At 40.6% G+C, this 24583-nt stretch carries 22 protein-coding genes; 16 read left to right on the plus strand and 6 right to left on the minus strand.

The window, feature by feature from the left end; all coding sequences use genetic code 11:
• Positions 1 to 8: 8 nt before the first annotated feature.
• The 6 genes from L3V46_RS02530 to L3V46_RS02555 form a co-directional block, all read right to left on the minus strand.
• Positions 9 to 2000 (minus strand): MacB family efflux pump subunit, encoded by a 1992-nt coding sequence (locus L3V46_RS02530; protein ID WP_239044844.1) that lies wholly within the window; start codon positions 1998 to 2000, stop codon positions 9 to 11.
• A gap of 2 nt (positions 2001 to 2002) precedes the next feature.
• Entirely contained in the window at positions 2003 to 3367 is a 1365-nt protein-coding gene (locus L3V46_RS02535) for a MacA family efflux pump subunit (protein WP_239044845.1), read from the minus strand.
• A gap of 111 nt (positions 3368 to 3478) precedes the next feature.
• Complete coding sequence (gene holA, locus L3V46_RS02540; protein WP_239044846.1) at positions 3479 to 4471, minus strand: DNA polymerase III subunit delta; 993 nt, start codon at positions 4469 to 4471, stop codon at positions 3479 to 3481.
• Between the two features lie 4 nt (positions 4472 to 4475).
• Positions 4476 to 5009 (minus strand): hypothetical protein, encoded by a 534-nt coding sequence (locus L3V46_RS02545; protein ID WP_004725857.1) that lies wholly within the window; start codon positions 5007 to 5009, stop codon positions 4476 to 4478.
• 212 nt (positions 5010 to 5221) lie between these two features.
• Positions 5222 to 7858 (minus strand): leucine--tRNA ligase, encoded by a 2637-nt coding sequence (gene leuS / locus L3V46_RS02550; RefSeq protein ID WP_239044847.1) that lies wholly within the window; start codon positions 7856 to 7858, stop codon positions 5222 to 5224.
• Between the two features lie 115 nt (positions 7859 to 7973).
• Positions 7974 to 8369 carry a DUF4124 domain-containing protein gene (locus L3V46_RS02555; RefSeq protein WP_239044848.1) on the minus strand — a complete coding sequence of 132 codons (396 nt, stop codon included), beginning with the start codon at positions 8367 to 8369 and terminating at the stop codon, positions 7974 to 7976.
• 575 nt (positions 8370 to 8944) lie between these two features.
• Between L3V46_RS02555 and L3V46_RS02560 the strand changes: the two genes are divergently transcribed.
• From L3V46_RS02560 to bamB, 16 genes are all read left to right on the plus strand, one after another.
• Complete coding sequence (locus L3V46_RS02560; protein WP_034612315.1) at positions 8945 to 10672, plus strand: acetolactate synthase 3 large subunit; 1728 nt, start codon at positions 8945 to 8947, stop codon at positions 10670 to 10672.
• On the plus strand, positions 10669 to 11160 hold the full coding sequence (gene ilvN / locus L3V46_RS02565) for an acetolactate synthase small subunit (protein WP_004725868.1): 492 nt from the start codon (positions 10669 to 10671) through the stop codon (positions 11158 to 11160). Before L3V46_RS02560 ends, ilvN begins: the two co-directional genes overlap by 4 nt.
• A 149-nt stretch (positions 11161 to 11309) precedes the next feature.
• Positions 11310 to 12326, plus strand: coding sequence for a ketol-acid reductoisomerase (gene ilvC / locus L3V46_RS02570; RefSeq protein WP_004725869.1), 1017 nt, complete (start codon positions 11310 to 11312; stop codon positions 12324 to 12326).
• 87 nt (positions 12327 to 12413) lie between these two features.
• Complete coding sequence (locus L3V46_RS02575) at positions 12414 to 13211, plus strand: tetratricopeptide repeat protein (protein WP_239044849.1); 798 nt, start codon at positions 12414 to 12416, stop codon at positions 13209 to 13211.
• Between the two features lie 106 nt (positions 13212 to 13317).
• Positions 13318 to 14148 carry a hypothetical protein gene (locus tag L3V46_RS02580; protein ID WP_239044850.1) on the plus strand — a complete coding sequence of 277 codons (831 nt, stop codon included), beginning with the start codon at positions 13318 to 13320 and terminating at the stop codon, positions 14146 to 14148.
• An 87-nt stretch (positions 14149 to 14235) separates the two neighbouring features.
• Positions 14236 to 15522: a glycosyltransferase family 1 protein gene (locus tag L3V46_RS02585; protein ID WP_239044851.1), complete on the plus strand. Its 1287-nt coding sequence runs from the start codon at positions 14236 to 14238 to the stop codon at positions 15520 to 15522.
• Positions 15523 to 15553: 31 nt separating this feature from the next.
• Positions 15554 to 16105: a phosphatase PAP2 family protein gene (locus L3V46_RS02590; protein WP_004725875.1), complete on the plus strand. Its 552-nt coding sequence runs from the start codon at positions 15554 to 15556 to the stop codon at positions 16103 to 16105.
• Positions 16106 to 16321: 216 nt separating this feature from the next.
• Positions 16322 to 16522 (plus strand): Fe-S cluster assembly protein IscX, encoded by a 201-nt coding sequence (gene iscX / locus L3V46_RS02595; RefSeq protein ID WP_004725877.1) that lies wholly within the window; start codon positions 16322 to 16324, stop codon positions 16520 to 16522.
• A 143-nt stretch (positions 16523 to 16665) separates the two neighbouring features.
• Positions 16666 to 17097, plus strand: coding sequence for a nucleoside-diphosphate kinase (ndk, locus tag L3V46_RS02600; protein WP_004725878.1), 432 nt, complete (start codon positions 16666 to 16668; stop codon positions 17095 to 17097).
• A 178-nt stretch (positions 17098 to 17275) separates the two neighbouring features.
• Complete coding sequence (gene rlmN / locus L3V46_RS02605; RefSeq protein WP_209828006.1) at positions 17276 to 18520, plus strand: 23S rRNA (adenine(2503)-C(2))-methyltransferase RlmN; 1245 nt, start codon at positions 17276 to 17278, stop codon at positions 18518 to 18520.
• Positions 18521 to 18585: 65 nt separating this feature from the next.
• Positions 18586 to 19389 (plus strand): type IV pilus biogenesis/stability protein PilW, encoded by an 804-nt coding sequence (gene pilW, locus L3V46_RS02610; RefSeq protein ID WP_239044852.1) that lies wholly within the window; start codon positions 18586 to 18588, stop codon positions 19387 to 19389.
• Positions 19380 to 20168: a helix-turn-helix domain-containing protein gene (locus tag L3V46_RS02615; protein ID WP_004816988.1), complete on the plus strand. Its 789-nt coding sequence runs from the start codon at positions 19380 to 19382 to the stop codon at positions 20166 to 20168. The genes pilW and L3V46_RS02615 overlap by 10 nt, the downstream gene beginning before the upstream one ends.
• Positions 20169 to 20189: 21 nt before the next feature.
• Positions 20190 to 21305 (plus strand): flavodoxin-dependent (E)-4-hydroxy-3-methylbut-2-enyl-diphosphate synthase, encoded by a 1116-nt coding sequence (gene ispG, locus L3V46_RS02620; RefSeq protein WP_004725885.1) that lies wholly within the window; start codon positions 20190 to 20192, stop codon positions 21303 to 21305.
• On the plus strand, positions 21302 to 22597 hold the full coding sequence (gene hisS, locus L3V46_RS02625) for a histidine--tRNA ligase (RefSeq protein WP_239044853.1): 1296 nt from the start codon (positions 21302 to 21304) through the stop codon (positions 22595 to 22597). Before ispG ends, hisS begins: the two co-directional genes overlap by 4 nt.
• Before the next feature lie 30 nt (positions 22598 to 22627).
• On the plus strand, positions 22628 to 23329 hold the full coding sequence (locus tag L3V46_RS02630) for a tetratricopeptide repeat protein (RefSeq protein WP_004816992.1): 702 nt from the start codon (positions 22628 to 22630) through the stop codon (positions 23327 to 23329).
• Positions 23329 to 24477 (plus strand): outer membrane protein assembly factor BamB, encoded by a 1149-nt coding sequence (gene bamB, locus L3V46_RS02635; protein WP_004725891.1) that lies wholly within the window; start codon positions 23329 to 23331, stop codon positions 24475 to 24477. The genes L3V46_RS02630 and bamB overlap by 1 nt, the downstream gene beginning before the upstream one ends.
• Positions 24478 to 24583: the final 106 nt, after the last annotated feature.

The raw sequence follows: 24583 nt of genomic DNA on the forward strand, positions 1-24583 counted from the left end.
TTCTTCGGTTATTCACGCGAAAGTGCATCAACAGGATTGAGCTGTGCTGCATTGCGAGCTGGGATAAATCCAAATACCACACCAATCAAGGTTGAACATACAAATGCCGCAATGATAGAGGTGCTTGAATACGCCATTTGGAAACTGCCTTTGGCAATATGTCCAATCAACTGTCCAATGCCTAAAGAGAGCAGAACCCCTAAGATACCGCCCAAAATACACACCAAAACAGCTTCGATCAGGAACTGTTGCAGAATGTCACTTTGCCGAGCACCTACAGCCATACGCACACCGATTTCTTGGGTACGCTCAGTCACCGACACCAACATGATGTTCATTACCCCAATACCACCGACAACCAGTGAAATCACCGCAATAGCTGAAACCAATAAAGTCATAGTTTGTGTGGTCTGTTCAATGGTTTGACGAATACTGTCAGAGTTTTGAGTAAAGACATCTTGTGCGCCATGACGTTGTTCCAACAAACTTAAAATGGCATTTTCAGCAACCGCAGTTGGATATTCATCTTTAATACGTACGATGATGCTACGAACATTGGATTGTCCTAACATTCGGCTCATGACAGTTGAATAAGGCAGATAAACATTGAGACTGTCTGAGTTGCCCATAAAGCCTTGCTGTGCATCAATCACACCAATGATTCGGCTTGGAACACTCCCCAATAACAGCACTTGACCTACAGGGTTAGTGCCATCTGCAAAGAAAGTCTTTTCAGTATTGGCATCAATCACCACATCCTGCGCTCGCCCAGTGATACTGTTTTTATCAAAAGCTTGCCCAGATTTAAAGGTCATACCACGCACATAGAAGAAATCAGCACTGACACCATTGACGGTTGCAGAAGCTTCGGTGTCTTTAAAACGTGCTGTTACGCTACTATTGACTGTTGGACTGACTGCTTCGACATAAGGTTGCTCTGAGAGTGCTTCAGCATCTGCTGGAACCAAGGTTTTAAACTGTGCTGTTTTCGAGTTATCACCAAAGCCACGTCCTTGAAAGACGGTAATGGTATTGGTGCCTAAACTGCTGATGTTATCAAGAATCTGCTTTTGTGAGCCATTGCCCAAAGCCACCACCGAGACCACAGATGCAATCCCGATAATAATACCCAGCATGGTTAAAAAGGTACGCATACGGTGGGCATTCATTGCCAGCAAGGCCATACGGAAGGCTTCTGCAAAACGATCCAATGCAGAACGCCATTTAGATGACTTTTTACGATTCGACTTAGGTTCTGGATCGACAACAACATCAATCTCATCATCATGTTCGGGAACATTTGGCTTATCCGCGATGATGTTACCATCACTGATTTCAATGATACGTGTCGCATTTTTTGCCACATTCATATCATGGGTAACCAGAATAATGGTATGCCCTTTAGCATTGAGCTCACGTAAAATACGCATAACCTCAACACCACTGTGCTTATCTAGTGCACCAGTTGGCTCATCCGCAAGGATGACATCACCACCATTCATCAAAGCACGGGCAATCGAAACCCGCTGTTGTTGTCCACCCGAAAGCTGATTTGGACGGTTTTCAGTTTTTTCACCGAGTCCTAAGTCAGTCAAGATTTCATGTGAGCGCTTTTGACGCACACTCGGATCCATACCAGCATAAATCGCTGGGACTTCAACGTTTCCTGCGGCATTTAAATCACCCAATAAGTGATAGCGCTGGAAAATAAAGCCAAAATATTCACGGCGTAATTGCGCGAGCTCATCGGGTTCAAGTTGACCTGTTTCACGTCCATTGACTTGATAACTACCTGATGTGGGTTGATCAAGACAGCCCAAGATATTCATCAATGTCGATTTACCCGAACCAGATTGCCCAACAATAGCAACCAGTTCGCCGGGGTAAATTTTAAGGTTAATACTCTTTAAAATCTGAATAGTGGATTCACCCGCAGGGAACTCACGAATCAGATTATTGACCTCAAGTAGAGGTTTGATCTGATGATTGTTCTGATCCATGCTTAGAGTCTCATTGGGCCACTGTTTTTATTGCTTCGTTTTGCAGAGTCATTGGATGTATCTGAACCATCTGCTAGTACAACTTGATCACCTTCATTGAGGCCACGCAGTACTTGGGCGGTTACACGGTTATTTAAACCAATTAAAACTTGTTTACGTTGAGCACTACCATCTGCCTGTAAAACACGAACAATCGAAACCGAAGCTTTACCCTGATCAATCAAAGTCTTTTCATCTGCGGTGAGTTCAAGGCGTTCTGGGCGATCAGCAGCATTTTGTCCATTTTTATTTGCTTGACCTTGAGGTGCAGATGCTGAACGAGTTGAATTTGCACCAGATGCGCCATTTGCGGATTTATTGGCACGTTGTGGGCGGTTTGAAGACTGTAATGCCGCAGCAGGAACAGTCAGTGCATTTTTGGCTTCAGCCAGAATGATATATACTTGTGCGGTCATATCAATTCGGAGTTTACCGTCATCGTTTGGTACATCGAATAGGGCATTATAATAAATCGCTGTACTTGTTGATGATGAAGATGAGTTGCTTGATGTTTCAGTATTAATTGATTCTGGTGCTGGCTCTACTTGACGCAGTGTTGCATAGCGTTTTTTCTCACTATCACCCAGTGTAGTGAAATAAACTTTTTGACCTTCTTGAACTTTCATGACATCTGCTTCAGACACTTGTGCCTTGATGGTCATGGTGTCCAATTTTGCAAGTTTCACAATAGTTGGTGCACTTTGGTTGGCGTTTACCGTTTGACCTTCTTCGGTCACAATGGCTACCACGGTACCATCCATAGGTGCAACAATACGGGTATAGCCTAAGTTTTCTTGTGATGTTGCAAGTGTAAGCTTGGATTGTTCAATTTGTGCATTCATCGAAGCAATATCAGCTTGTGCTGTTTTAAATGCGGCTAAGGCACTGTCATAATCTGCTTTAGAGGTTGCATCTTGTGCAAACATATTTTTTTGGCGGTTATATTCTGCCTCAGCTTTGGCTAAAGTCGCCTGTTTGGTTGTCAACTGAGCCTGTTGATTTTTAATATTGGCTTCAGCCGTTTTTAAATCGTTGCTTTGACGCACTGAATCAATTTGTGCAATCAGTTGACCTTGTTTAACTTGGTCACCCAGCTTGACGTACATTTTTTTAACTTGACCTGAAACCTGCGCACCAACGCTCACCATCTTGGTTGCTTCTAAATCACCTGTTGCAAGAACTGCATCTTCAATATCACCACGTCTGACTTCTGAGGTTATATACTGCGGTTGTGTATTTTTAGGCTTTAATACGTACCATGCGATTGCGGCAATGATGGCAAGACAAACCGCTATAAGAATGGCTTTGGCTGGTTTTATTTTTGGCATAGCGATAATTGGGCTGAGAGAAAAATTGATCAAATTATAATGATTAAATAAGGATAAAGCGTGAATTTTTTAAAATAAATGGAAATGAGAATTATTCTGTATAATATTTACCTAAGCATTGATAAATAAAGTTTTTCCACATAACTCAGCAATACATTGTTGAATGATATGTTCTGGACTTTCTTTGCTGAGTCCTTTGATTGCAGCATCTACACGCAATAACAGTTGTGGCCAAGTTAAAAATGAATGTGGATTTAAGCGTCTAAGTGCTTGTTGATACAACGAAATCTTGGCTTTCCAGATGCCGAGCTGTAAGGCATTTTGTGGTTGTTCATACAATTGCATCAAAAGACGCATTTCTTTACTAATTGTCCATAAAATTAAACTGTTGGGTTCGCCTGACTCTACAAGATATTGGAAAATTTTAATCGAAAGTGCCAAGTTTCCAGCAATCAATGCATCACTTAAATCAAAGGTGCTATAACGTGATTGATCCTGTAAACATTCTTGTAAATGTTCAATTGAAATCTGCTTTTGATCTGGGAAGGTGTCGGCAACACGCATTAGGCTATTTTTGGCAGCCAAAAGATTATGTTCATGATGTTGCTCAAGCCAGATCCAGGCATCTTGATTTAACTGGACACCGAGCTGATCTGCTTCGATTGACAATATTCGTTGACGGTCTTGCGGATAATTTGCGGTTAAAGCAATCACAACACCATTGGCTTCAACGGTTTGAAAGAAACTTGACTTTAGACTACTTGAGTCTTGTTTGGGCATAATGATCACAAGCAAGTTGTGTTCATTATGCTGAATATAGTGTTTGAGTTGTTTGAGTCCATTGGCATCGGGTTTGATATTACCATGGACTTCAAGTGCCAGATTTTGAGAAAATAAAGATAAGCTATTCAAAGCATTAAAGACATTTTTCCAGTCGGAAACGCTATTGAGATCATAGCGTTGTCTTTCTACTTCATGTTTTGCCCAGCTTTTTCTTAAAGCATCGAGTAGGTTTTGTTCTAGAAGTGGTTCTTGACCATGTAAAATCCAAACACCTCGCGCTTCATCAACACGTTTAAGGGCTTGTAAATAGTCAAGTTTCATAGAATTATTGCGCTACAGGTTGGGTCGAAAGAGTACGTGCTTTAGGTAAGCGATTGGCTGCAATTTGACGTGACATTTGTTGTGCAATGTCATCAATCAAAATTTGGCTCAGATATTTATATTGTTGATCATCTGTGTTGACCGTTGCAACATCATATTGATAACTACGAGATGCATTTAAGGTCCGAGGTTCAGTAATCGGATTCCCTTGTTTATCTTCAATCTGGAAAGTAACACTTAGACGGAGTAGTGTTTCTACCAATTTACCATTTAACTCATGACGAACAGGTTTATAGTCTAATACTCGTAATACATAAGCGTCACTTGAATTACTCAGTTGGACACCTGTTGCCGTTAAATAAACACTGAGTTTCTTTTCAAGATCTTCAGTATTCGCTGGTAACACCAGTTGTAATTTGGTGTAAACCAAAGGCGTTGCTTGGGCATTGGTGCCCTTTAAATGAAAGCCACAACCTACTAAGCCCGCACTCAGACCCAAAGTTAATACAACTGCAGCAACACGTTGAACTAAATGCATGCTTTGTCCTCATGAAATTCCATTGGATATGGAATATTTAATCTTTATAAATTCACGCCATTTTAGAATCAAAGCCCGTTGAATGACAACGGGCTTTGTTTGGGTTTTGTTTATTGCATTTAGTCCCCCTCTTTTTAAAGAGGGGTTAGGGGAGATTTTTTTCATAAAATCCCTCCAAACCTCCCTTTTAGAAAGGGAGGCTTAAAAGCTTTTTAAACCACCAAATTCACAAGCTTATTTGGAACTACAATTTCTTTCTTGGTTGGACCGGTTAAGAATTGCTGAACCTCAGGTAATGCTTTAGCCAATGCCAATAATTCATCTTTCGATGCATCGACAGAGACTTCTAATTTGCCACGAAGCTTACCATTGACTTGAACTACGATGGTTTGTGTATTACGTGTTAATGCAGACTCATCAACCGTAGGGAACAGTACCGAAGTTAAATCGATATCAAACTCAGTCAATAAGGTCTGACTTAAGTGTGGTGCAAATGGTGCAAGTAAAGTCAATAAAGTGGTAATCGCTTCACGTGCTACAGCAACATCGTTGTCATCTTTTGCTTCAAACTTATTGCTGGCATTGAGTAATTCCATCAAAGCTGCAATCGCAGTATTGAATGCATGACGACGTTCGATGTCATCACCCACTTTTTGAATCGTTTCATGGGTTTTACGACGCAGGTCTTGTGCTTCAGTGGAAAGTTTCGAAGCATCAATTGCTGTTGCATGGTTGCCTTTTTCAAGGAAGCCTGCAACTAAACGCCATACACGTTTTAAGAAACGGTTTGCGCCTTCGACACCCGCATCAGACCATTCTAAAGATTGATCTGGTGGTGCAGCAAACATCATAAATACACGTGCGGTATCCGCGCCGTACTGGTCAATAATCGCTTGTGGGTCGATACCGTTATTCTTCGATTTCGACATTTTCTCTTGACCACCAACCACAACGTCTTGACCGTCACCTGAATATTTAGCAGAAAGTACACGACCTTTCTCGTCTTTTTCTAACTCAATATCCGCAGGATTAAACCAAGTTTTTTTGCCACTTTCCGCTTCACGATAGAAGGTATCCGCTAAAACCATACCTTGAGTCAATAAGTTGGTAAATGGTTCATTGCCTTGTACCACACCCTCATCACGCATAAGTTTATGGAAGAAACGTGCATAAAGTAAATGTAGGATGGCATGCTCTACACCACCAATATATTGGTTTACAGGCAACCAAGATTTTGCAGCTTCAGGTTTAACTAAACCACCCGTGAAATCAGGAGAAGCATAACGTGCATAATACCAAGATGATTCTACAAAGGTATCCAAAGTATCGGTTTCACGACGTGCATCACCACCACAGCTTGGACATTTTGTTTGATAGAATTCAGGCATTTTATTTAAAGGATTACCTGAACCATCTGGAACCACATCTGTTGGAAGAACAACAGGCAGTTGATCTTCTGGAACAGTGACTTGACCACACTTATCACAGTTGATCATCGGAATTGGACAACCCCAGTAACGTTGACGAGAAACCCCCCAGTCACGTAAACGGAATTGAACTTTAGCGCTGGCAAGACCTTGTGGTTCTAATTTGCTTAGGAATGCATCAAAAGCAGCTTGGAAGTCTAAACCGTCAAATTCAGACGAATTGACCAATTTACCTTCTTTAGAACCGTACCATTCCTGCCATTCAGACGCAGAGTATTCAGCATCATCTGAGCCTTTGGCATCAATGACTTGTTTGATTGGTAAGTTGAATTTATTGGCAAATTCAAAATCACGTTCATCATGTGCTGGAACGGCCATCACCGCGCCTGAACCATATGACATCAATACATAGTTTGCGATCCAAACAGGGATATCTTGACCCGTAACAGGGTGTTTAACAGATAAACCTGTTGCCATGCCTTTTTTCTCAGCAGTCGCAAGATCCGCTTCTGCAACAGAACCCATACGACATTCTTCAATAAAGGCAGCAAGTTCTGGCTTGCCTGCTTCAGATTGAATCGCAGCAGCTTTGAGCGCTAGAGGATGTTCAGCTGCAACCGCAACATAAGTTACCCCCATCAAGGTATCGGCACGTGTGGTATAAACCGTTAAACCATCTGCATAAACTTCAGGATTTGCCGACGGGAAGGTAATGTCCATACCCGTTGAACGACCAATCCAATTGCGTTGCATGGTTAAAACTTGTTGTGGCCAACCGTCTTTTAAGGTATCTAAATCGTCTAATAATTCTTGTGCATAATCGGTAATTCGGAAGTAATACATTGGAATATCACGTTTTTCTACCAATGCACCTGAACGCCAACCACGTCCATTTTCAACTTGTTCATTTGCAAGAACAGTTTGGTCTACAGGATCCCAGTTCACTGTAGACAGCTTGCGATAGATCAAGCCTTTTTTATAGAGCTGTACAAATAACCATTGTTCCCAGTGGTAATACTCTGGTGTACAGGTGGCAAATTCGCGATCCCAGTCGACAGATAGACCAAGTTTCTTCAATTGATCGCGCATATATGCAATGTTTTCAAAGGTCCACTTTGCTGGCGCAACTTGATGGGCAATCGCTGCATTTTCAGCAGGTAAGCCGAAAGCATCCCAACCCATCGGTTGTAGCACAGTTTCACCTTTGAGACGGTGAAAACGGCTGATCACATCACCAATAGTATAATTACGCACATGACCCATATGCAGTTTGCCGCTTGGGTAAGGGAACATCGAGAGGATATAACGACGTGGACCTTCTACAGTGTCGGCAACTTTAAACGATTTGCGATCTTCCCAGTCTTTTTGGACTTGAGGCTCAATCGCATTTGCTTGATATTCAGGGTCAATATGAGTAGTCATAAATGTATTTGAGAATAATGGTTAAAAAACTGTGCACACAGCATAGCGCAAAATCCATCAAAAAGTGAATTTTGCGCGCTTTTAAATCTGAAAAACTTGTGATTTTACTTTTAATTTAATTATTGACTGGGGCAACACTAATAGGTGTATTTTGCCCATTTTGTGGTGCGACATTGGGCTGTTGTATATTCGGTGGGTTAACCACTGGTGCTGGGGTTACCGGTTGAGTACCTTGTGGTTGCCCATTTTGAGGCTGATTTTGTGGTGTATGCGGCTGAGCTGTTGGCGTTGGGTTGGTGGGTGTCGAATCTCCATGATAGCCATAAGTATTCACCTTGCTTTGGCTACGCGCATTCTTCGGCGGCGGTGTGGTGGTGTAATGGGTAGAGCCTTTGCTGTCTACCCATTTATAATACTGTTTTGCATGACTGGCGCTGACCCCAACCACAGAGAATAAGGCAAAAATTGTCGATACAAAAGCCGTGTGTGCAAAGCGTTGACGTTGTTTCATTTTATAAAACCTTTGAGTCATTTTTTATTCAGATGAAAACGAAAAATCATTCTGCTATCTAATATACATCGGATTGTTTTCGCTTGATCTGGGTATTTTAAAAATCGTATTTATTTTATACAGAAAAATAAAATTTTAAATAATTCTTTTGCAATTTTATTGGCTTATAAGTCTTTGAAAATTTTATTTATAAGACAACCAAAAAAAAGGAATAGTTTTAAAAATAAACGCTTGGTAAATAAACAATAAAAAGCCTGATAGAAACCTTGACTTTGTTCGCTAAAACTACAAAAATGCTTGCTTTAGTTTCAGATGTTTTTTTCGATCACCCTTCGAGTAAAAATATCAAAGCAAGCAATAACATTTTCTCTAAGCCGAGAAAATGACTCTACCGAAGCATGTTTATCCCAACATATTTCAGTGATTCATACAGCTCAAACAGCTGCGTGACGATTTATTTTTTTATTGCTGCAAAAACTAGTAAATATGTGTGCTATAACAGAGCGCACAATCAATGAATGAAACACGGCCTGTGTCTCCCATAGCGCTGTGGAATAAAGATTAGGGTGAATACGTTGGAACTTTTATCTGGTGGTGAAATGCTCGTTCGTGCATTGGCGGACGAAGGCGTTGAACATGTTTTTGGATATCCAGGCGGCGCAGTATTACATATTTATGATGCGCTATTTAAACAAGATAAAATCAATCATTACCTCGTACGTCATGAGCAAGCTGCTGGTCATATGGCAGATGCTTACTCACGTGTGACGGGTAAAACAGGTGTAGTGCTGGTCACTTCTGGACCTGGCGCAACCAACACTGTAACACCAATCGCTACAGCCTATATGGACTCAATCCCAATGGTGATTTTGTCTGGACAGGTTGCCAGCCATCTTATTGGTGAAGATGCATTCCAAGAAACAGATATGGTCGGTATTTCTCGTCCGATCGTAAAACATAGTTTTCAAGTGCGTCATGCAAGTGAAATTCCTGCCGTTATTAAAAAAGCATTTTATATTGCTGCTTCAGGTCGTCCGGGTCCTGTTGTGGTTGATATTCCGAAGGATGTTACCAATCCTGTCGACAAGTTTGCTTATGAATATCCTGAAAAAGTGAAGATGCGCTCTTATCAGCCACCTCACCGCGGTCATTCAGGTCAAATTCGTAAAGCCATTGATGAGCTGATTAATGCCAAACGCCCTGTGATTTATACGGGTGGTGGTGTTGTTCAAGGCAATGCTTCTGCATTACTGACTGAATTGGCGCATTTATTGAATTACCCAGTGACCAATACGCTGATGGGTTTGGGTGCGTTCCCAGGCGATGATGAGCAATTCTTGGGTATGTTGGGTATGCATGGTACATACGAAGCCAATATGAGTATGCATAATGCTGATGTTATCTTGGCGATCGGTGCGCGTTTTGATGACCGTGTAACCAATAATCCAGCGAAGTTCTGTACCAACGCGAAAGTGATTCATATTGATATCGACCCAGCGACGATTTCAAAAACCATTATGGCGCATATCCCAATTGTGGGTGCGGTAGAGCCAGTACTTCAAGAGATGTTGGTTCAATTGAAACAAATGAATGTTTCTAAACCAAACCCTGAAGATATCTCGGCATGGTGGTCACAAATCAACGAATGGCGCAAAGTACATGGTTTGCGTTATGCGCCAGGTGAAAATGGTGTGATGAAACCACAACAAGTGGTTGAAGTATTAGACAAAGTAACCAATGGTGAAGCGATCATTACTTCTGACGTTGGTCAGCATCAAATGTTTGGTGCGATGTATTACAAATACAAACGTCCACGTCAATGGATCAACTCAGGTGGTCTAGGCACAATGGGTGTGGGTTTACCTTATGCCATGGCTGCGAAGCTTGCATTCCCAGATCAACAAGTGGTGTGTATCACAGGTGAAGCATCGATTCAGATGTGTATCCAAGAGCTTTCTACATGTAAGCAATATGGCTTAAATGTGAAAATTCTGTGCTTGAACAACCGTGCTTTGGGGATGGTAAAACAATGGCAAGATATGAACTATGAAGGACGTCATTCAAGTTCTTATGTTGAGTCATTACCCGATTTTCCAAAATTGATGGAAGCTTACGGCCATGTAGGTATCCAGATTGACCATGCGGATGAGCTTGAATCTAAGCTTAAAGAAGCAATGGCGATTAACGATAAATGTGTATTCATTAACGTGATGGTTGATCGTACCGAGCATGTATATCCGATGCTTATTGCAGGTCAATCTATGCAAGATATGTGGTTGTCTAAAGGGGAGCGTACTGAATGAGACATATTATTTCTGTACTCGTTGAAAACGAAGCTGGTGCGCTTTCTCGTTTAGTGGGGTTGTTCTCTCAACGTGGTTATAACATTGAAACTTTAAATGTCGCACCAACTGAAGATCCAACCATGTCACGTTTGACATTAACCACTTATGGTGATGACCATAAAATTGAGCAAATCACCAAACAGCTGAATAAGTTGGTCGAAGTGGTTAAAGTGGTTGATTTGTCAGAAGGCGCACACATTGAGCGTGAACTGATGCTGATTAAAGTCAAAGCATTGGGTTCTGCACGTGCTGAAATTAAGCGCACAGCGGATATCTTTCGTGCTCAAGTGGTTGATGTTACTCCAACGACTTATACCATTCAGATTGCGGGTACAACTGAAAAAATTGATGGCTTTATTGATGCACTTGCAGAAAACACAATTTTAGAAGTTGTTCGTTCTGGTGTATCTGGTATTGCTCGTGGTGAAAAGGTTCTTTCACTCTAGTTGCACCTCAACCAGTAATTAATTATTTGATTTTTTATTCCCTCATGTATAACCTCTCCTCGCAATAGGAGAGGGACTTAGACTAGAAGATTCAAAACAATAATCTTCAGGATAGGAAGAGGAAACACAGCATTTTAGCGGAGACAGCAATGCAAATTTTTTATGATAAAGACTGCGACTTATCTATCATCCAAGGTAAAAAAGTAGCGATCATTGGTTATGGTTCACAAGGTCATGCTCACGCGCAAAACCTTCAAGACTCAGGTGTAGACGTTACTGTTGGTTTACGTGCTGGTTCTACTTCTTGGAAAAAAGCTGAAAATGCAGGCCTTAAAGTTGCTGAAGTTCCAGCTGCTGTTGCTCAAGCTGATTTAGTGATGATCTTGACACCAGATGAGTTTCAATCACAGCTTTATCGTGACGTGATCGAACCAAACATCAAAGAAGGTGCGACTTTAGCATTTGCACATGGTTTCGCTGTACTTTATAACCAAGTTGTTCCACGTAAAGATTTAGACGTGATCATGGTTGCACCAAAAGCACCAGGTCATACTGTACGTTCAGAATTCCAACGTGGTTCAGGTGTACCTGATCTTATCGCGATTCATCAAGATGCTTCTGGTAATGCACGTAACGTTGCACTTTCTTACGCTTCAGGTGTAGGTGGTGGTCGTACAGGTATCATCGAAACTTCATTCCGTGAAGAAACTGAAACTGACTTATTTGGTGAGCAAGCAGTACTTTGTGGTGGTGCTGTAGAATTGGTTAAAATGGGTTATGAAACGCTTGTTGAAGCGGGTTATGCACCTGAAATGGCTTATTTCGAATGCTTGCACGAACTTAAATTAATCGTTGATTTAATGTTTGAAGGCGGTATTGCGGACATGAACTATTCAGTATCTAACAATGCTGAATACGGTGAATATGTGACTGGCGTTGAAGTGATCAACGAGCAATCACGTGAAGCGATGCGTAATGCACTTAAACGTATCCAATCAGGTGAATATGCGAAAATGTTCATCCAAGAGGGTGCATTGAACTATCCATCTATGACAGCTCGTCGCCGTCAAAACGCAGCTCACGGTATTGAAGTGACTGGCGGTAAATTACGCGCGATGATGCCTTGGATTCAAGCCAACAAAATCGTAGATAAAGAAAAGAACTAATTTTTAGTTTTTATCAAAGCCCACTCTTTTGAGTGGGCTTTTTTATGTTATATTTTAGCTAAAGTTAATAATAAAGCAGAAAATAACATGACATTAAAAACATATTTAGTCAGCATTAGTATGTTTGGCTGTAGTGCTATATATCCCGTATATGCGCAGAATGCGAGCGTAGATGATTCTATGCAAAAATCTAGGCAGAATTATGATCAAGTTCAAAATACCCAAAATAAAGTACTCGATGAAAAGATTGCGTACAATGCTTTAGAAAAAGCCAAGCAGTCTTTAAATGCGGGGCATCCACAACAGGCCATCGCAGCATTACAGACTGCAATTCAGTATTTTGAAAAATACCAAAACAATAGCCACGATACTCTCTATGCAGCCAATGGCACTGCTGAAACCTTGCTATACCTGATGCTTGATATAGGAAAGCAAAAAAATATTCGAGTTTTTTCAAGTTGTTGGGCGGACTTATATTTTCAAGCCGCTTATGCCTTTATTGAACTGAATGATTTAAAGAATGCTCAAGTAATGTTACAAAGTGCTTTAACACTATCACCTTTTAATAGTGTGTATTTAAAAGAGGCAGGCTTTATTCAGCAAGCACAAAAACAGTGGCAAGCCTCATTGCAAAGCTATAAAGCTGCTGAACAGCATCTGTATTTGCTTGAGCCTGAAGAAAAAAGATTGGCGATTCAACAGAGCGTAAGACGCAGTTTAGGGGTGAGTTTGATTGAATTAAATCAACTGGATGAAGCTACTCAATATTTTAATAAGGTTTTAAAGGTTGATCCCTCGGACGCAAAAGCGCGTAATGAATTAAAGTATATTGAGGAGTTAAAGAAAAAAGGTCATGTTGCCAAACAGCCAATTGGTCGCGTTTAAATCGCACTTTTTAAAATCATCTTTAGGGTAGCAATTTTTAACTAATAAAAATTTATTTTGTGATAAATTACACATTATTGATTCTGGTTAAACGTGGTATTCAAGCATGAAATCTAAACTTCTCATCGCAATGACGACTTTGTCTATTTCATGCTTTAGTTTTGCTGAAACGCAGTCCACTTCGAGCAACACTGCGCTAAAACCGTTGAGTGGTGTACGCGTATCGATGCAACGTATGCTTAAGTCGAGTGAAGGTCGATACTTTATGAACCTTTATGCGGGGATTGCCCATCCGCATGGTGTGCTGACGGATTTAATGGACGGCACAACAACAGATTTTAAAGGGACACAAAAAGCTGATCAGTTGGATTTAAAGTCGATCACTGCTCAATCAGATCCTTTGGCAAATGGTAGTGATCAATTAACTGGCCTATTAAATGCAAATACAGGCGTGTTTAAAGCATCATTGTTAAAGAAACCAAATACAGCTTGGCAGTCGATACAGTTTGAGCCTGCTTTTAAAGTCAGCAATAAACCCGTTTTTATCTTTAAATTTTATGCTCAAGATGATGCCAATAGCCCTTATGGAAAAACCTTAAAACGTGTTGATGTGTTAAATAAAACCAACAATACAGTGGTACAGAGCTTGACAGGTTTTACTGGTTATCCAAACAGTATTGGCTATATGGATATCAATTTTGATGGTTATTATGATGTCATTGTGTCGGACTTGTCACAAGGTCGTACAGTCGATGATAAACGCTATATTTACTGGATGTACAATCCAAAAACACAACAATTTCAACGTTCTCCGCAACTTGAAAAAATTGTTGGTTTCCCAAGTTTACATGGTGAAAAACAACAAATTGATTTTGGTAATGGACAGCTTTATCAAGTTCAAAATGGTTTGTTAAATCGTATTTCTGGTGAAAACTGATAATGGTCAAAAAACTGTCATTAAATAATCATTAAAATGTCAAAAACTTAGCCTAATCTATTCAAAAATGAAGAGATTAGGTATCGTATGAATAAACCGTACGCGAACACCTTGCAATTTAAACAACAAGATTTTCCCGATAACTTTAAATTTTATTTTAATCCAAACAAGAAAAAAATCGATACGAATAAAGACCATCTTATTCGTGACTTATCCCGACCTCGACTAAAAATTGCAATCGTGACTGAAACATGGCCACCAGAAATCAATGGTGTTGCTTTGTCTTTAATGCAACTGTGTAAAGGCTTGCAGAACCAAGGCCATAAAATATTACTAATTCGCCCTGCACAAAAGACCCAATGTCAAGACTTTAGCCCGAATAAAGAGTGCTTGGTGACTGGGCAATCAATTCCGAAATATCCAGACATGAAGTTTGGCTGGCCCCAATTTCTAAAAGTCTCTCAAGCGATTTCGGCATTTTTACCTGATGTGGTACATATCGTGACTGAAGGGCCTTTAGGCTTTACTGCGCTGCATGCGGCAAAGACACGACGAATTCCGGTATCAAGTGGTTTTCATTCACAATTCCAAGAGTTTAGCCGCTTTTTTGATTTAGCGTTCTTGGTCAAACCGATTCAAAGTTATTTGCGATGGTTCCATAACGCAACGCAACTGACTTGTGTGCCAAGCCGTGATACAGAACAGGCATTACGTGAGTTTGGTGTGACCTGTCCATTGGTTGTGGTTGGGCGAGGAATTGATACAGAACGCTTTTCATCACAACGCTACTCTGAACAGTTGAGACAACAGTGGGGTGCAGATGAAGACACCACAGTCTTGATCTATGTTGGGCGTTTGTCTTCTGAAAAAGAAGTCAATGTGGTGATTGATGCCTATTCTGAACTGCGGCAACAAGCACAACGAAAAGTAAAGTTGGTGCTGGTAGGGCATGGTCCAGATCGTGGTCGTTTAGAAAAAATGCCGGGTGCTGAACATGTGATTTTTATGGGCAGTCTAACTGGCACACAACTTGCTGAAGCCTATGCGAGTGCAAATGTTTTTGTTTTTGCAAGTCAGGTAGAAACCTTTGGGAATGTCGTTATCGAAGCGATGGCGAGTGGTTTACCGATTATTGCTTATGACTATGCCTGCGCTCAACTTCATGGCAGACATGCGCAGAATGGCTGGTTATGTCCAATTGGAGACATCAAGCAATTCACTCAACATGTATTAGATATGCCAGATAACAGCACACTCAAACGTTTCGGGCAACAAGCGATGCATGATGTGCAAAGCATCGGATGGCAACATCCCGTACAACAATTCGAAGAAGCACTATACCAGGTAACGCAGTATGCAAAACGACTGACCTAGTTCATCTCAAATAATGAGAGGAGAGTGGAAAATGAATTTTAAAAATACCAAAATAAAAATGCTCGATCTCGACCTTAGAGGTTGTTTATATCTCAATAATTTATCGCATACCCAAAGTATTGCGACGTTCTTTAAAACTGTGAGCCGTTTGGGAGATGGTCCTTTCTGGTGCGCAATGTTGGTTCTGATTTGGCTACAAAAGAGCTGGATCTATGGTCTGCAACTTCTTTATGTTGTTGTTATGGGACTTTTAGGAACAGGAATTTATAAGTTCTTAAAACATAAAACAGTGCGACCACGACCTTATCAAGTTCATCAAGTCATTATTCTGGGTGAACGACCATTGGATCATTTTAGCTTTCCGTCAGGTCATACGTTACATGCGGTCATGGTCACAATTGTGTTTGGCTATATTCAACCGGTTATGTTGTTCATTATGATGCCTTTTACCATTCTTGTGGCGTTATCTCGGATGGTTTTAGGCCTGCATTATCCAAGCGATGTCATTGTTGGCGCACTGATTGGTGCAAGTGTCGCGAGTTTGATTGTGTTAAGCGCACCATATTTAGGAGTGATGTTATGATGGTTTACTTACTGCTGGTCTGTAATTTTATTTTTAAAGAATCTGATGATTTTGATCATCAAGGTTTTAATTTTGAATAATTGCTTGATTCATCCGTTTTGTAAATTAAACGCTTGAATCCGTGGTGAATCTTGTAAATGTCTAGAATGATTTATTTCTGAATGAATTGAGATTTGATACAGTAGCAGAATTAAATTGAGCAAAGGAAGACCTGATATGGGCTTACGTTGGACAGATACAATTGATATCGCGATTGAACTCAGTGAAGCGCATCCAGATGTGGATCCACAATGGGTGCGTTTTACCGATATGCATGCATGGATTTGTGCATTGCCAGAATTTAGTGATGATCCAACCAAATCGACTGAAGGTCTGTTAGAAGCCATTCAAATGGCATGGATTGATGAAGCGAATTAATGGCTTGAGATGTTGCTGAATGATGCTAAACGTCACAGCGCATCGAAAAATCCAAATTTTTTACAGATTAAAAGCAGAAAATTGTTCATTATTCGGTATAATGCGCCCAAATTTTCGTGTCAATTTGACTAAAGGAGCCACTCATGGCTATTGAACGTACTTTATCTATCGTAAAACCAGATGCAGTTGCTAAAAACCACATTGGTGACATCTTTGCTCGTTTCGAAAAAGCTGGTCTTAAAATCGTTGCGACTAAAATGAAACACCTTTCTAAAGCAGAAGCTGAAGGTTTCTATGCTGAGCATAAAGAACGTGGTTTCTTTGGTGACCTTGTTGCATTCATGACTTCTGGTCCAGTTGTAGTATCTGTTCTTGAAGGTGAAAACGCAGTTCTTGCTCACCGTGAAATTCTTGGTGCTACAAACCCTAAAGAAGCTGCTCCTGGTACAATCCGTGCAGATTTCGCTGTAAGCATCGATGAAAATGCTGCGCATGGTTCTGACTCAGTTGCATCTGCTGACCGTGAAGTAAATTACTTCTTCGCTCAAACTGAAGTTTGCCCACGTACTCGTTAATTCGACGTATCTAGGGTCTCTTTTTCTACACGAATAAATCTCCGATTTATGAATTGATAACAGACCCGAAACCAGATAGGTGATATACTACTTGTCTGGTTTTTTTATTTTTGTTGCTTTATTTGGCTAAATATTGGTCAATATGTTTTATTACTACGGCATGATTTAGGTAATCCCCATGAATTCTGAAGTTGTCGCTTCATCGTTAAATCTAGATGAACAGCAGCCTGCATCATCAAAATCTGCACAGGCTGATCGTATTCAGACTGCAAATGTGCAGAAAGTGAATTTACTTGGCATGTCACGTCCGCAATTGGAAAAATTCTTCGAAGAAATCGGCGAGAAAAAATTCCGTGCTGGGCAGGTAATGAAATGGATGCATCAATTTTTTATCACTGATTTTGCTGAAATGACCAATATTTCAGGAAAGTTGCGTGAAAAACTAGAAAGAATTTGTGAAATCAAAGCACCAGAAGTGGTGCATCGTAACTATTCGAAAGATGGAACCCGTAAGTGGGTATTCCGTGTGGGTGATGGTGCGGGCTCTTTGGTTGAAACGGTATTGATTCCAGCAGAAGATAAAACAGGTTCACGTAAAACACTGTGTATTTCATCACAAGTGGGTTGTGCTTTAGATTGCTCATTCTGTTCAACAGGAAAGCAAGGCTTTCAGCGTGATTTAACCCCTGACGAGATCATTGGACAGTTATGGGTGGCCAACTATTCTTATATGGAAGAAGTACCTGTTGCTGAACGTGAGCGCTCGGTGACCAATGTGGTGATGATGGGAATGGGTGAGCCATTACTCAACTATGATGCTGTATTAAGCTCAATGAATATCATGTTAGATGACTTTGCTTATGGCATGTCTAAACGTCGTGTTACATTATCAACATCAGGTGTTGTACCGAAAATCGACCAATTGGCACAAGATATAGATGTGGCTTTGGCGATTTCTTTACATGCGCCAAATGATGAGTTACGTAATGAATTGGTGCCGATTAATAAAAAATATCCATTAGCACAATTGATTGCTGCATGTCAGCGCTATATTGCCAAAGATGGTAATGAAAGCTCTCGTAAACATGTCACTATTGAATATGTGATGTTGGAAGGGGTGAATGATCATCCTGAACATGCACAACAAATGATTAAGTTACTGAAAAACTTACCAAGTAAAATTAATTTAATTCCATTTAATCCATTTCCGCATGCGCCGTATGGCCGTTCAAGTCGAAATCGTATTATTTCTTTCCAAAAAACTTTGTCTGATGCAGGTTTTGTGTGTACGATTCGTCAGACACGTGGTGATGATATTGATGCAGCATGTGGGCAATTGGTCGGGCAAGTGGCAGATCGTACCCGTCGTGCAGAGCAGTGGAAAAAGAAAGTTGCTGAACGTGGTGAGATTATTCGTTCATAAGCTTAAAGATTTGTAGACATACATTTATATCAACAAATAATCAGGGGCTGACTTTGAGAAAATCGATGTATCAAAAAGCAGTTGTAATATTGGCAATTGGTTTATCTGCATTGGTCGTACAGGGTTGTCAAACGACAAATTCAGACACAATAATAAAAAAAGATCCTGAAAAAGCCGTTAAAGTACGTACTCAGCTTGCTGCTGAATATATTCGTACAGGTGATTTAGATGCTGCAAAACGCGCACTAGACCAAGCTTTAGAAACTGATTCACGTGATTCTGCGGCAAATATGATGATGGGTGTCTTACTGCAACAAGAAGGCAGTAAGATTAGTATGGAAAAAGCAGACGGCTATTTTAAGCGTGCAATTTCCAGTGACTCAAAAAATGCACAAGCTCGTAATAATTATGGAACATATTTATTTGTTACTGAGCGCTATAATGACGCGATTGAACAATTGAGTATAGCTGGTGCTGCGCTTGGCTATGATCAACGTTACAAGGCTTTAGAAAATTTAGGTCGGGTTTACTTAAAAATCGGTGATGTGGTAAATGCTGAAAAAGCATTCAAACAAGCTTTACAAGTCAATCGCGATTCGATTATTTCTTTGGTAGAGTTATCAGAAATTTTCTATTTGCAACAAAAAAGTGCGCAAGCAAGTCAACTCTATGAGCAATATGTTCGTTTAGTAGGTCAGGACAAACAGGGTGCGAGAGCGCTTTGGATTGGTTTACGTATTGCACGTGCCAATAATGATCAGATGGGAATGCAAGTGTTGGTCAACCAACTGCGTGCATTGTTCCCGGACAGTAAAGAATATCAACGTTATCTGCAATTACAGTACAGTACTGAGGCCGTATGGAAGTAAATCCTAATTCACAGCAACCTACAGGTTCAAACGTAGCATCTAATGGCTTAGGAAATGTTCAACGTCCAGGTGAGTATTTGCGTCAAATTCGAGTCTCCAAAAACCTAGACATTCAAGATGTTGCAAACGAACTAAAAATGCCTGTAAAAACCTTACAAGCATTGGAACAAGATGAATATAAGTCTTTGCCAGAAGCAACCTTTATTAAAGGTTATTATCGTTCATATGCCAAGTTTCTAGGTGTTGATGCAACGGTAATCATTCAACGCTTTGATGAAATTTATCAAAATGATACTGGGCTTTTGCCAAACCATGCATTGAACAACTCCCCAATCAAGATTATGGGGAAATTGCCTGGATCAAACAGTGATCGTAATAAAAAATGGTTAAAGCGAATTTTAATTGCCATTGTTGCGCTTGCGGTGATTTGGGCTGTGATTGCTGGAATTCAAAAAATGACATCGGGTAAAAGCGCTGATGTCGATGCCAAACCACAAGCCTCAGAAGTAGAAGTGTTGAATTTAAACAATGCAACTGCGACTTCAGGTGATCAAATGGTATTGAATTTCAGTCATCCAACTTCTGTACATATTGTAGATAGTACAGGAAAAGTTTTGGCGACTGGTCGCCAGTCGGCTGCTTTAACCGTTAATGGCCAATCACCATTCCAAATTCGTCTCGATGATGCAACTGCTGTGTCATTAAGCCTTAATAATGAACAGATTTCATTGTCTCCATATACAGTGAACGGAAAAGCAGAATTCCGTTTGTCACGTTAATGGGCAAGAGTAGATAAGATCATGATTGAGAATCCAATCAAGCGCCGTCCTACACGTAAAATACGTGTAGGTTCAGTGTATGTCGGTGGTGATGCACCGATCAGTATTCAAAGTATGACCAATACTGAAACCTGTGATGTCGATGCAACAGTTGCGCAGATTCAACGCTGTGCAGATGTTGGTGCGGACATTATGCGGGTATCGGTACCGACTATGGAAGCTGCTGAAGCTTTTGGTGAAATTCGTAAACGTGTCACGGTACCATTGGTTGCAGATATTCATTTCGATTATAAAATCGCATTGAAAGTTGCAGACATGGGTGCAGACTGTTTGCGGATCAACCCCGGGAATATTGGTTCTGAAGCCAAGATTCGTGAAGTGGTTGCTGCTGCACGTCATCACGATATTTCTATGCGTATTGGTGTCAATGCTGGATCTTTAGAAAAAGATATCCAAAAGAAATATGGTGAGCCGACAGGTCAGGCATTACTTGAATCTGCAATGCGTCATATCGACATATTGGATCGTTTAAACTTCCATGAGTTTAAAATTTCAGTAAAAGCATCAAATGTATTTTTAACAATGGATGCTTATCGTTTATTATCTGCACAAATTGATAATCCATTACATTTAGGTGTAACCGAAGCAGGGATTTATCGTACGGGTTCAGTGAAATCTGCGATTGCTTTAGGTGGTTTGCTGTTGGATGGCATTGGTGACACCATGCGTATTTCATTGGCGGCTGAGCCTGAAGAAGAAGTAAAAATTGGTTTTGATATTTTAAAATCCCTAAGCCTTCGTTCAAATGGGATTAACTTTATTGCTTGTCCAAGCTGTTCACGTCAGGAATTTAACGTGATCAAAGTGATGCAGGCTTTAGAGGAGCGTTTAGAAGATATTCGTACACCAATGGATGTGTCTGTCATTGGTTGTAAAGTCAACGGTCCGGGTGAAGCAAAAGAAGCTGATATTGGTATAGTCGGTGCAAGTCCGCGCTCACTCGTGTATCGTAATGGCGAAAAGAGTCACTTAATAGATACAAATCAGTTGGTTGATGAAATCGAAAGCATGGTTCGTCAACGTGTTCAAGAGCTTGAAAAAGCTAAAGCTAAAGAGATTATTCGTAGTTCATCATGAGTTCAATTGTCGCAATTAAAGGTTTTAATGACTTTCTCCCATCGCAAACACCTGCGTGGAGACGTCTTGAGCAGCATTTAGCATCGCTTATGGATGCATACGGTTATCAGCAAATCCGTTTGCCGGTGGTTGAACATACCAATCTGTTTAAGCGTTCAATTGGTGATGCAACTGATATCGTTGAAAAAGAAATGTACACTTTCTTTGATAAGGGTAATCCACCTGAATCTTTAACTTTGCGTCCAGAAGGCACAGCAGGTTGTGTACGTGCAATGTTGGAACATAACTTACTCCGTGGTGCAAATCCACGTGTTTGGTATGTTGGCCCAATGTTCCGCTATGAAAAACCACAAAAAGGTCGTTATCGCCAGTTTCACCAATTTGGTGTAGAAACTTTTGGTGTAGCGACACCTGATCAAGATGCTGAACTGATTCTCATGACTGCGCGTTTATGGAAACGCATGGGTGTTGCAGATAAAGTTCAACTTGAGCTAAATACCTTGGGCGAGTCTGATGAACGTGCAGAGTATCGTGCTGCATTGGTTGAATTTCTTACAGCGCATCACGCTGATTTGGATGAAGATTCGCAACGTCGTTTAACCACCAATCCATTGCGAATTTTAGATTCGAAAGATGCACGAACTCAGCAAATTCTTGTAAATGCCCCTAAGTTGCATGATTTCTTAAAAGAAGACAGTTTGAATCATTTTGCTCAATTGCAACAGTATCTAACTGATGCAGGTATTGAGTTTGTCATCAATCAAAAACTAGTCCGTGGTTTAGACTATTACAACAAAACTGTTTTTGAATGGACAACGACACATTTAGGTTCTCAAGGAACGGTGTGTGCGGGTGGTCGTTATGATGGTTTGGTTGGACAGCTGAAAGGTAAGCCTGATCAATCTGTACCAGCAGTTGGTTTTGCCATGGGCATGGAACGTTTATTATTGCTTCTTGAACAAGTTGAAGACAATACACCTGTGCGTGAATGTGAGTTATTCTTGCTGTCAGATCCTGCAACACAAGGTCAGGCTTTGGTATTGGCTGAACAAATTCGTGATCAACTTGAAGCTGTAAATAGTACAATTCGTTTGAAAACAGGTTCACAGGGTTCAATGAAGAGTCAAATGAAGAAGGCAGACCAATCGGGTGCCATCTATGCTTTGATCTTTGGTGGGCGTGAGGCTGTAGCGCAGCAAGTTTTAGTCAAAGAACTTGCGACAGCAGAACAATATGAAATTAAGGCCACTGAAATTGTGCCTTTTTTCATTGAAAAATTTTCGTCAAAATAAGCCGATAATCATAAGGAAAAGGGGAGTCAAATGAGTGCAATGACTGATGATGAGCAACTGGATAGTGTGAAGTCATTTTTTAAGAAATATGGCTCGGCTATGGTGACAGGTGTCCTCATTGCATTGATTGCCTTTTTCGGTTGGGAATATTGGCAAAAGAAAACTTTGGCTGAAAATCAAAATGAAACAGCCAAAGTTCAGCAATTGATGGATGAGGCGCGAGCAGCCAATGGTGATGCTAAAGTCACTGCTGCCTTAGTCGCGTCAGCAGATAAAATTGTCAAAGACAATCCAGATTCTGTTCATGCAATTCAAGCTCAAATTGTCATGGCAAAAGTTGCCTATGATAAAAATGACTATGCATTGGCTGAGCGTGAACTGAAAAAAGTTGAAAATTCTAAAATTAAAGACGCTGGTTTGTTACAAGTTGTAAAAATCAAACTTGCTGATGCACAATTGGCGCAAAAGAAGTTTGATGAAGCCTTGAAAACCTTGTCAGCTGTGAATGATCCTGCTTTTCAGGCAAGTGCTGATGAGTTAAAAGGTGATATTTATGTGGCAAAAAATGACACTGAAAATGCAAAAAAATCGTATCAAGCAGCATGGAATGCGGTCGTTGAGCGTAAACAAGAACGTCAAATTTTACAAATTAAACTCGAAAGTGTTGGCGTATTAGTAGAAGATCCTGATCTTGAACGCCCAATCTTAGCAACACAAGTGGATGAGTCTTAATGGATAGAAATTTTAAAATACCTTTTGCTTTAGCAATCTTATCAATCGCTTTAATCGGCTGTTCAAGTAATAAGACGAAAGAAGTGAAGATTAAGCCTAATCCACTGCCTAAAGTTGCACAAGCTTCGAGCTTGGTTCAAGTATTTTCGACCAGTGTCTCTTCGACCAGTAGTGAAGATGCATTACGTCTACGTTTAGATACAGACAATGGTGTTGTGTTTGCCTTAGATCCAAAAGGCGAAGTGGCTGCCTATAAAGGCAAACAGCGCTTATGGAATGCTAAAGTTACTAAAGACGGCTTAAGTTCTGGTGTTGAAGCAGCAGATGGTGTGGTGATTGTTGGTAATCAAAAAGGCCATGTTTTTGCATTAGACCAAGCAACGGGTGCGACCAAATGGTCTGCGCAATTGTCGGGTGCAATTATCAGTTCTGCTTTGATTCAATCTGGTCGTGTGATTGTGGTTGCAAATGACGGTACGGTTTATGCCTTAGATGTTGCGACAGGTCAGCAAGCGTGGACTTATAAATTACCAAGCGCTTCATTTAGCTTAAGAGGTCAAGCTACTCCAGTTAGTCTAGATCCACGTACTGTGCTTATCGGCACTTCTACTGGCTATATTTTTGCAATAGATAGCCTTGCAGGTGTGCCGCGTTTGCAACGTCGTGTTGCAGTATCTGAAGGTCGTTCTGATATTCAGCGTTTGATTGATGTGGACAGTGAGCCTGTTGTTTCAGGACAATATGTGGTTACAACGAGTTTCCAAGGTCAAGTCACTGTTCTAGATTTGGCTTCACAACGTGTTTTGTGGAGTGAAAATTCAAGCAGTATCAACCGTCCAGAAGTGACCGATGGTAAAGTCATCGTATCGCAAACCGATGGTCAAATTATTGCGTATGACTTGATTACAGGTCAGCAGCTTTGGAAAAATGAGCAACTGCTCAACCGTAACTTAAGCAATCCTGTATTGCTCGGTTCAAATCTTGTTGTGGGTGATTTAGATGGTTATTTACATCAAATTGATCCAAATACAGGAACAACGTTAGGTCGTGCTAAAACCAGTGGTGAAGTACGTACGTTGAGAGTGATTGATAATCAAGTTTATGTTTCGACACGCAAAGGTGCAATGAGTATCTGGCAAAGTCGTTAACAGTTAATCAACAGACACGATTAGGATTCTCTATTTTTTTAGTCTTGTGTTAAAATAGAGCAATCCGTATGAATTCCATACACGGGGTGATTGAAAATCAATACCC

The sequence above is a fragment of the Acinetobacter sp. AG3 genome (assembly GCF_022343575.1).
GTDB classification, from domain to species: domain Bacteria; phylum Pseudomonadota; class Gammaproteobacteria; order Pseudomonadales; family Moraxellaceae; genus Acinetobacter; species Acinetobacter guillouiae.

What these genes read in the sequence shown, in the direction of transcription:
- L3V46_RS02580 (WP_239044850.1), top strand. Translation starts at nt 13,318, where the DNA reads ATGAAATCTAAACTTCTCATCGCAATGACGACTTTGTCTATTTCATGC.
- rlmN (WP_209828006.1), top strand. Translation starts at nt 17,276, where the DNA reads ATGAATTCTGAAGTTGTCGCTTCATCGTTAAATCTAGATGAACAGCAG.
- pilW (WP_239044852.1), top strand. Translation starts at nt 18,586, where the DNA reads ATGTATCAAAAAGCAGTTGTAATATTGGCAATTGGTTTATCTGCATTG.
- ndk (WP_004725878.1), top strand. Translation starts at nt 16,666, where the DNA reads ATGGCTATTGAACGTACTTTATCTATCGTAAAACCAGATGCAGTTGCT.
- leuS (WP_239044847.1), bottom strand. Translation starts at nt 7,858, where the DNA reads ATGACTACTCATATTGACCCTGAATATCAAGCAAATGCGATTGAGCCT.
- L3V46_RS02615 (WP_004816988.1), top strand. Translation starts at nt 19,380, where the DNA reads ATGGAAGTAAATCCTAATTCACAGCAACCTACAGGTTCAAACGTAGCA.
- L3V46_RS02555 (WP_239044848.1), bottom strand. Translation starts at nt 8,369, where the DNA reads ATGAAACAACGTCAACGCTTTGCACACACGGCTTTTGTATCGACAATT.
- iscX (WP_004725877.1), top strand. Translation starts at nt 16,322, where the DNA reads ATGGGCTTACGTTGGACAGATACAATTGATATCGCGATTGAACTCAGT.
- ispG (WP_004725885.1), top strand. Translation starts at nt 20,190, where the DNA reads ATGATTGAGAATCCAATCAAGCGCCGTCCTACACGTAAAATACGTGTA.
- bamB (WP_004725891.1), top strand. Translation starts at nt 23,329, where the DNA reads ATGGATAGAAATTTTAAAATACCTTTTGCTTTAGCAATCTTATCAATC.
- L3V46_RS02535 (WP_239044845.1), bottom strand. Translation starts at nt 3,367, where the DNA reads ATGCCAAAAATAAAACCAGCCAAAGCCATTCTTATAGCGGTTTGTCTT.
- ilvN (WP_004725868.1), top strand. Translation starts at nt 10,669, where the DNA reads ATGAGACATATTATTTCTGTACTCGTTGAAAACGAAGCTGGTGCGCTT.
- hisS (WP_239044853.1), top strand. Translation starts at nt 21,302, where the DNA reads ATGAGTTCAATTGTCGCAATTAAAGGTTTTAATGACTTTCTCCCATCG.
- L3V46_RS02575 (WP_239044849.1), top strand. Translation starts at nt 12,414, where the DNA reads ATGACATTAAAAACATATTTAGTCAGCATTAGTATGTTTGGCTGTAGT.
- L3V46_RS02590 (WP_004725875.1), top strand. Translation starts at nt 15,554, where the DNA reads ATGAATTTTAAAAATACCAAAATAAAAATGCTCGATCTCGACCTTAGA.
- L3V46_RS02630 (WP_004816992.1), top strand. Translation starts at nt 22,628, where the DNA reads ATGAGTGCAATGACTGATGATGAGCAACTGGATAGTGTGAAGTCATTT.
- L3V46_RS02585 (WP_239044851.1), top strand. Translation starts at nt 14,236, where the DNA reads ATGAATAAACCGTACGCGAACACCTTGCAATTTAAACAACAAGATTTT.
- holA (WP_239044846.1), bottom strand. Translation starts at nt 4,471, where the DNA reads ATGAAACTTGACTATTTACAAGCCCTTAAACGTGTTGATGAAGCGCGA.
- L3V46_RS02545 (WP_004725857.1), bottom strand. Translation starts at nt 5,009, where the DNA reads ATGCATTTAGTTCAACGTGTTGCTGCAGTTGTATTAACTTTGGGTCTG.
- ilvC (WP_004725869.1), top strand. Translation starts at nt 11,310, where the DNA reads ATGCAAATTTTTTATGATAAAGACTGCGACTTATCTATCATCCAAGGT.
- L3V46_RS02530 (WP_239044844.1), bottom strand. Translation starts at nt 2,000, where the DNA reads ATGGATCAGAACAATCATCAGATCAAACCTCTACTTGAGGTCAATAAT.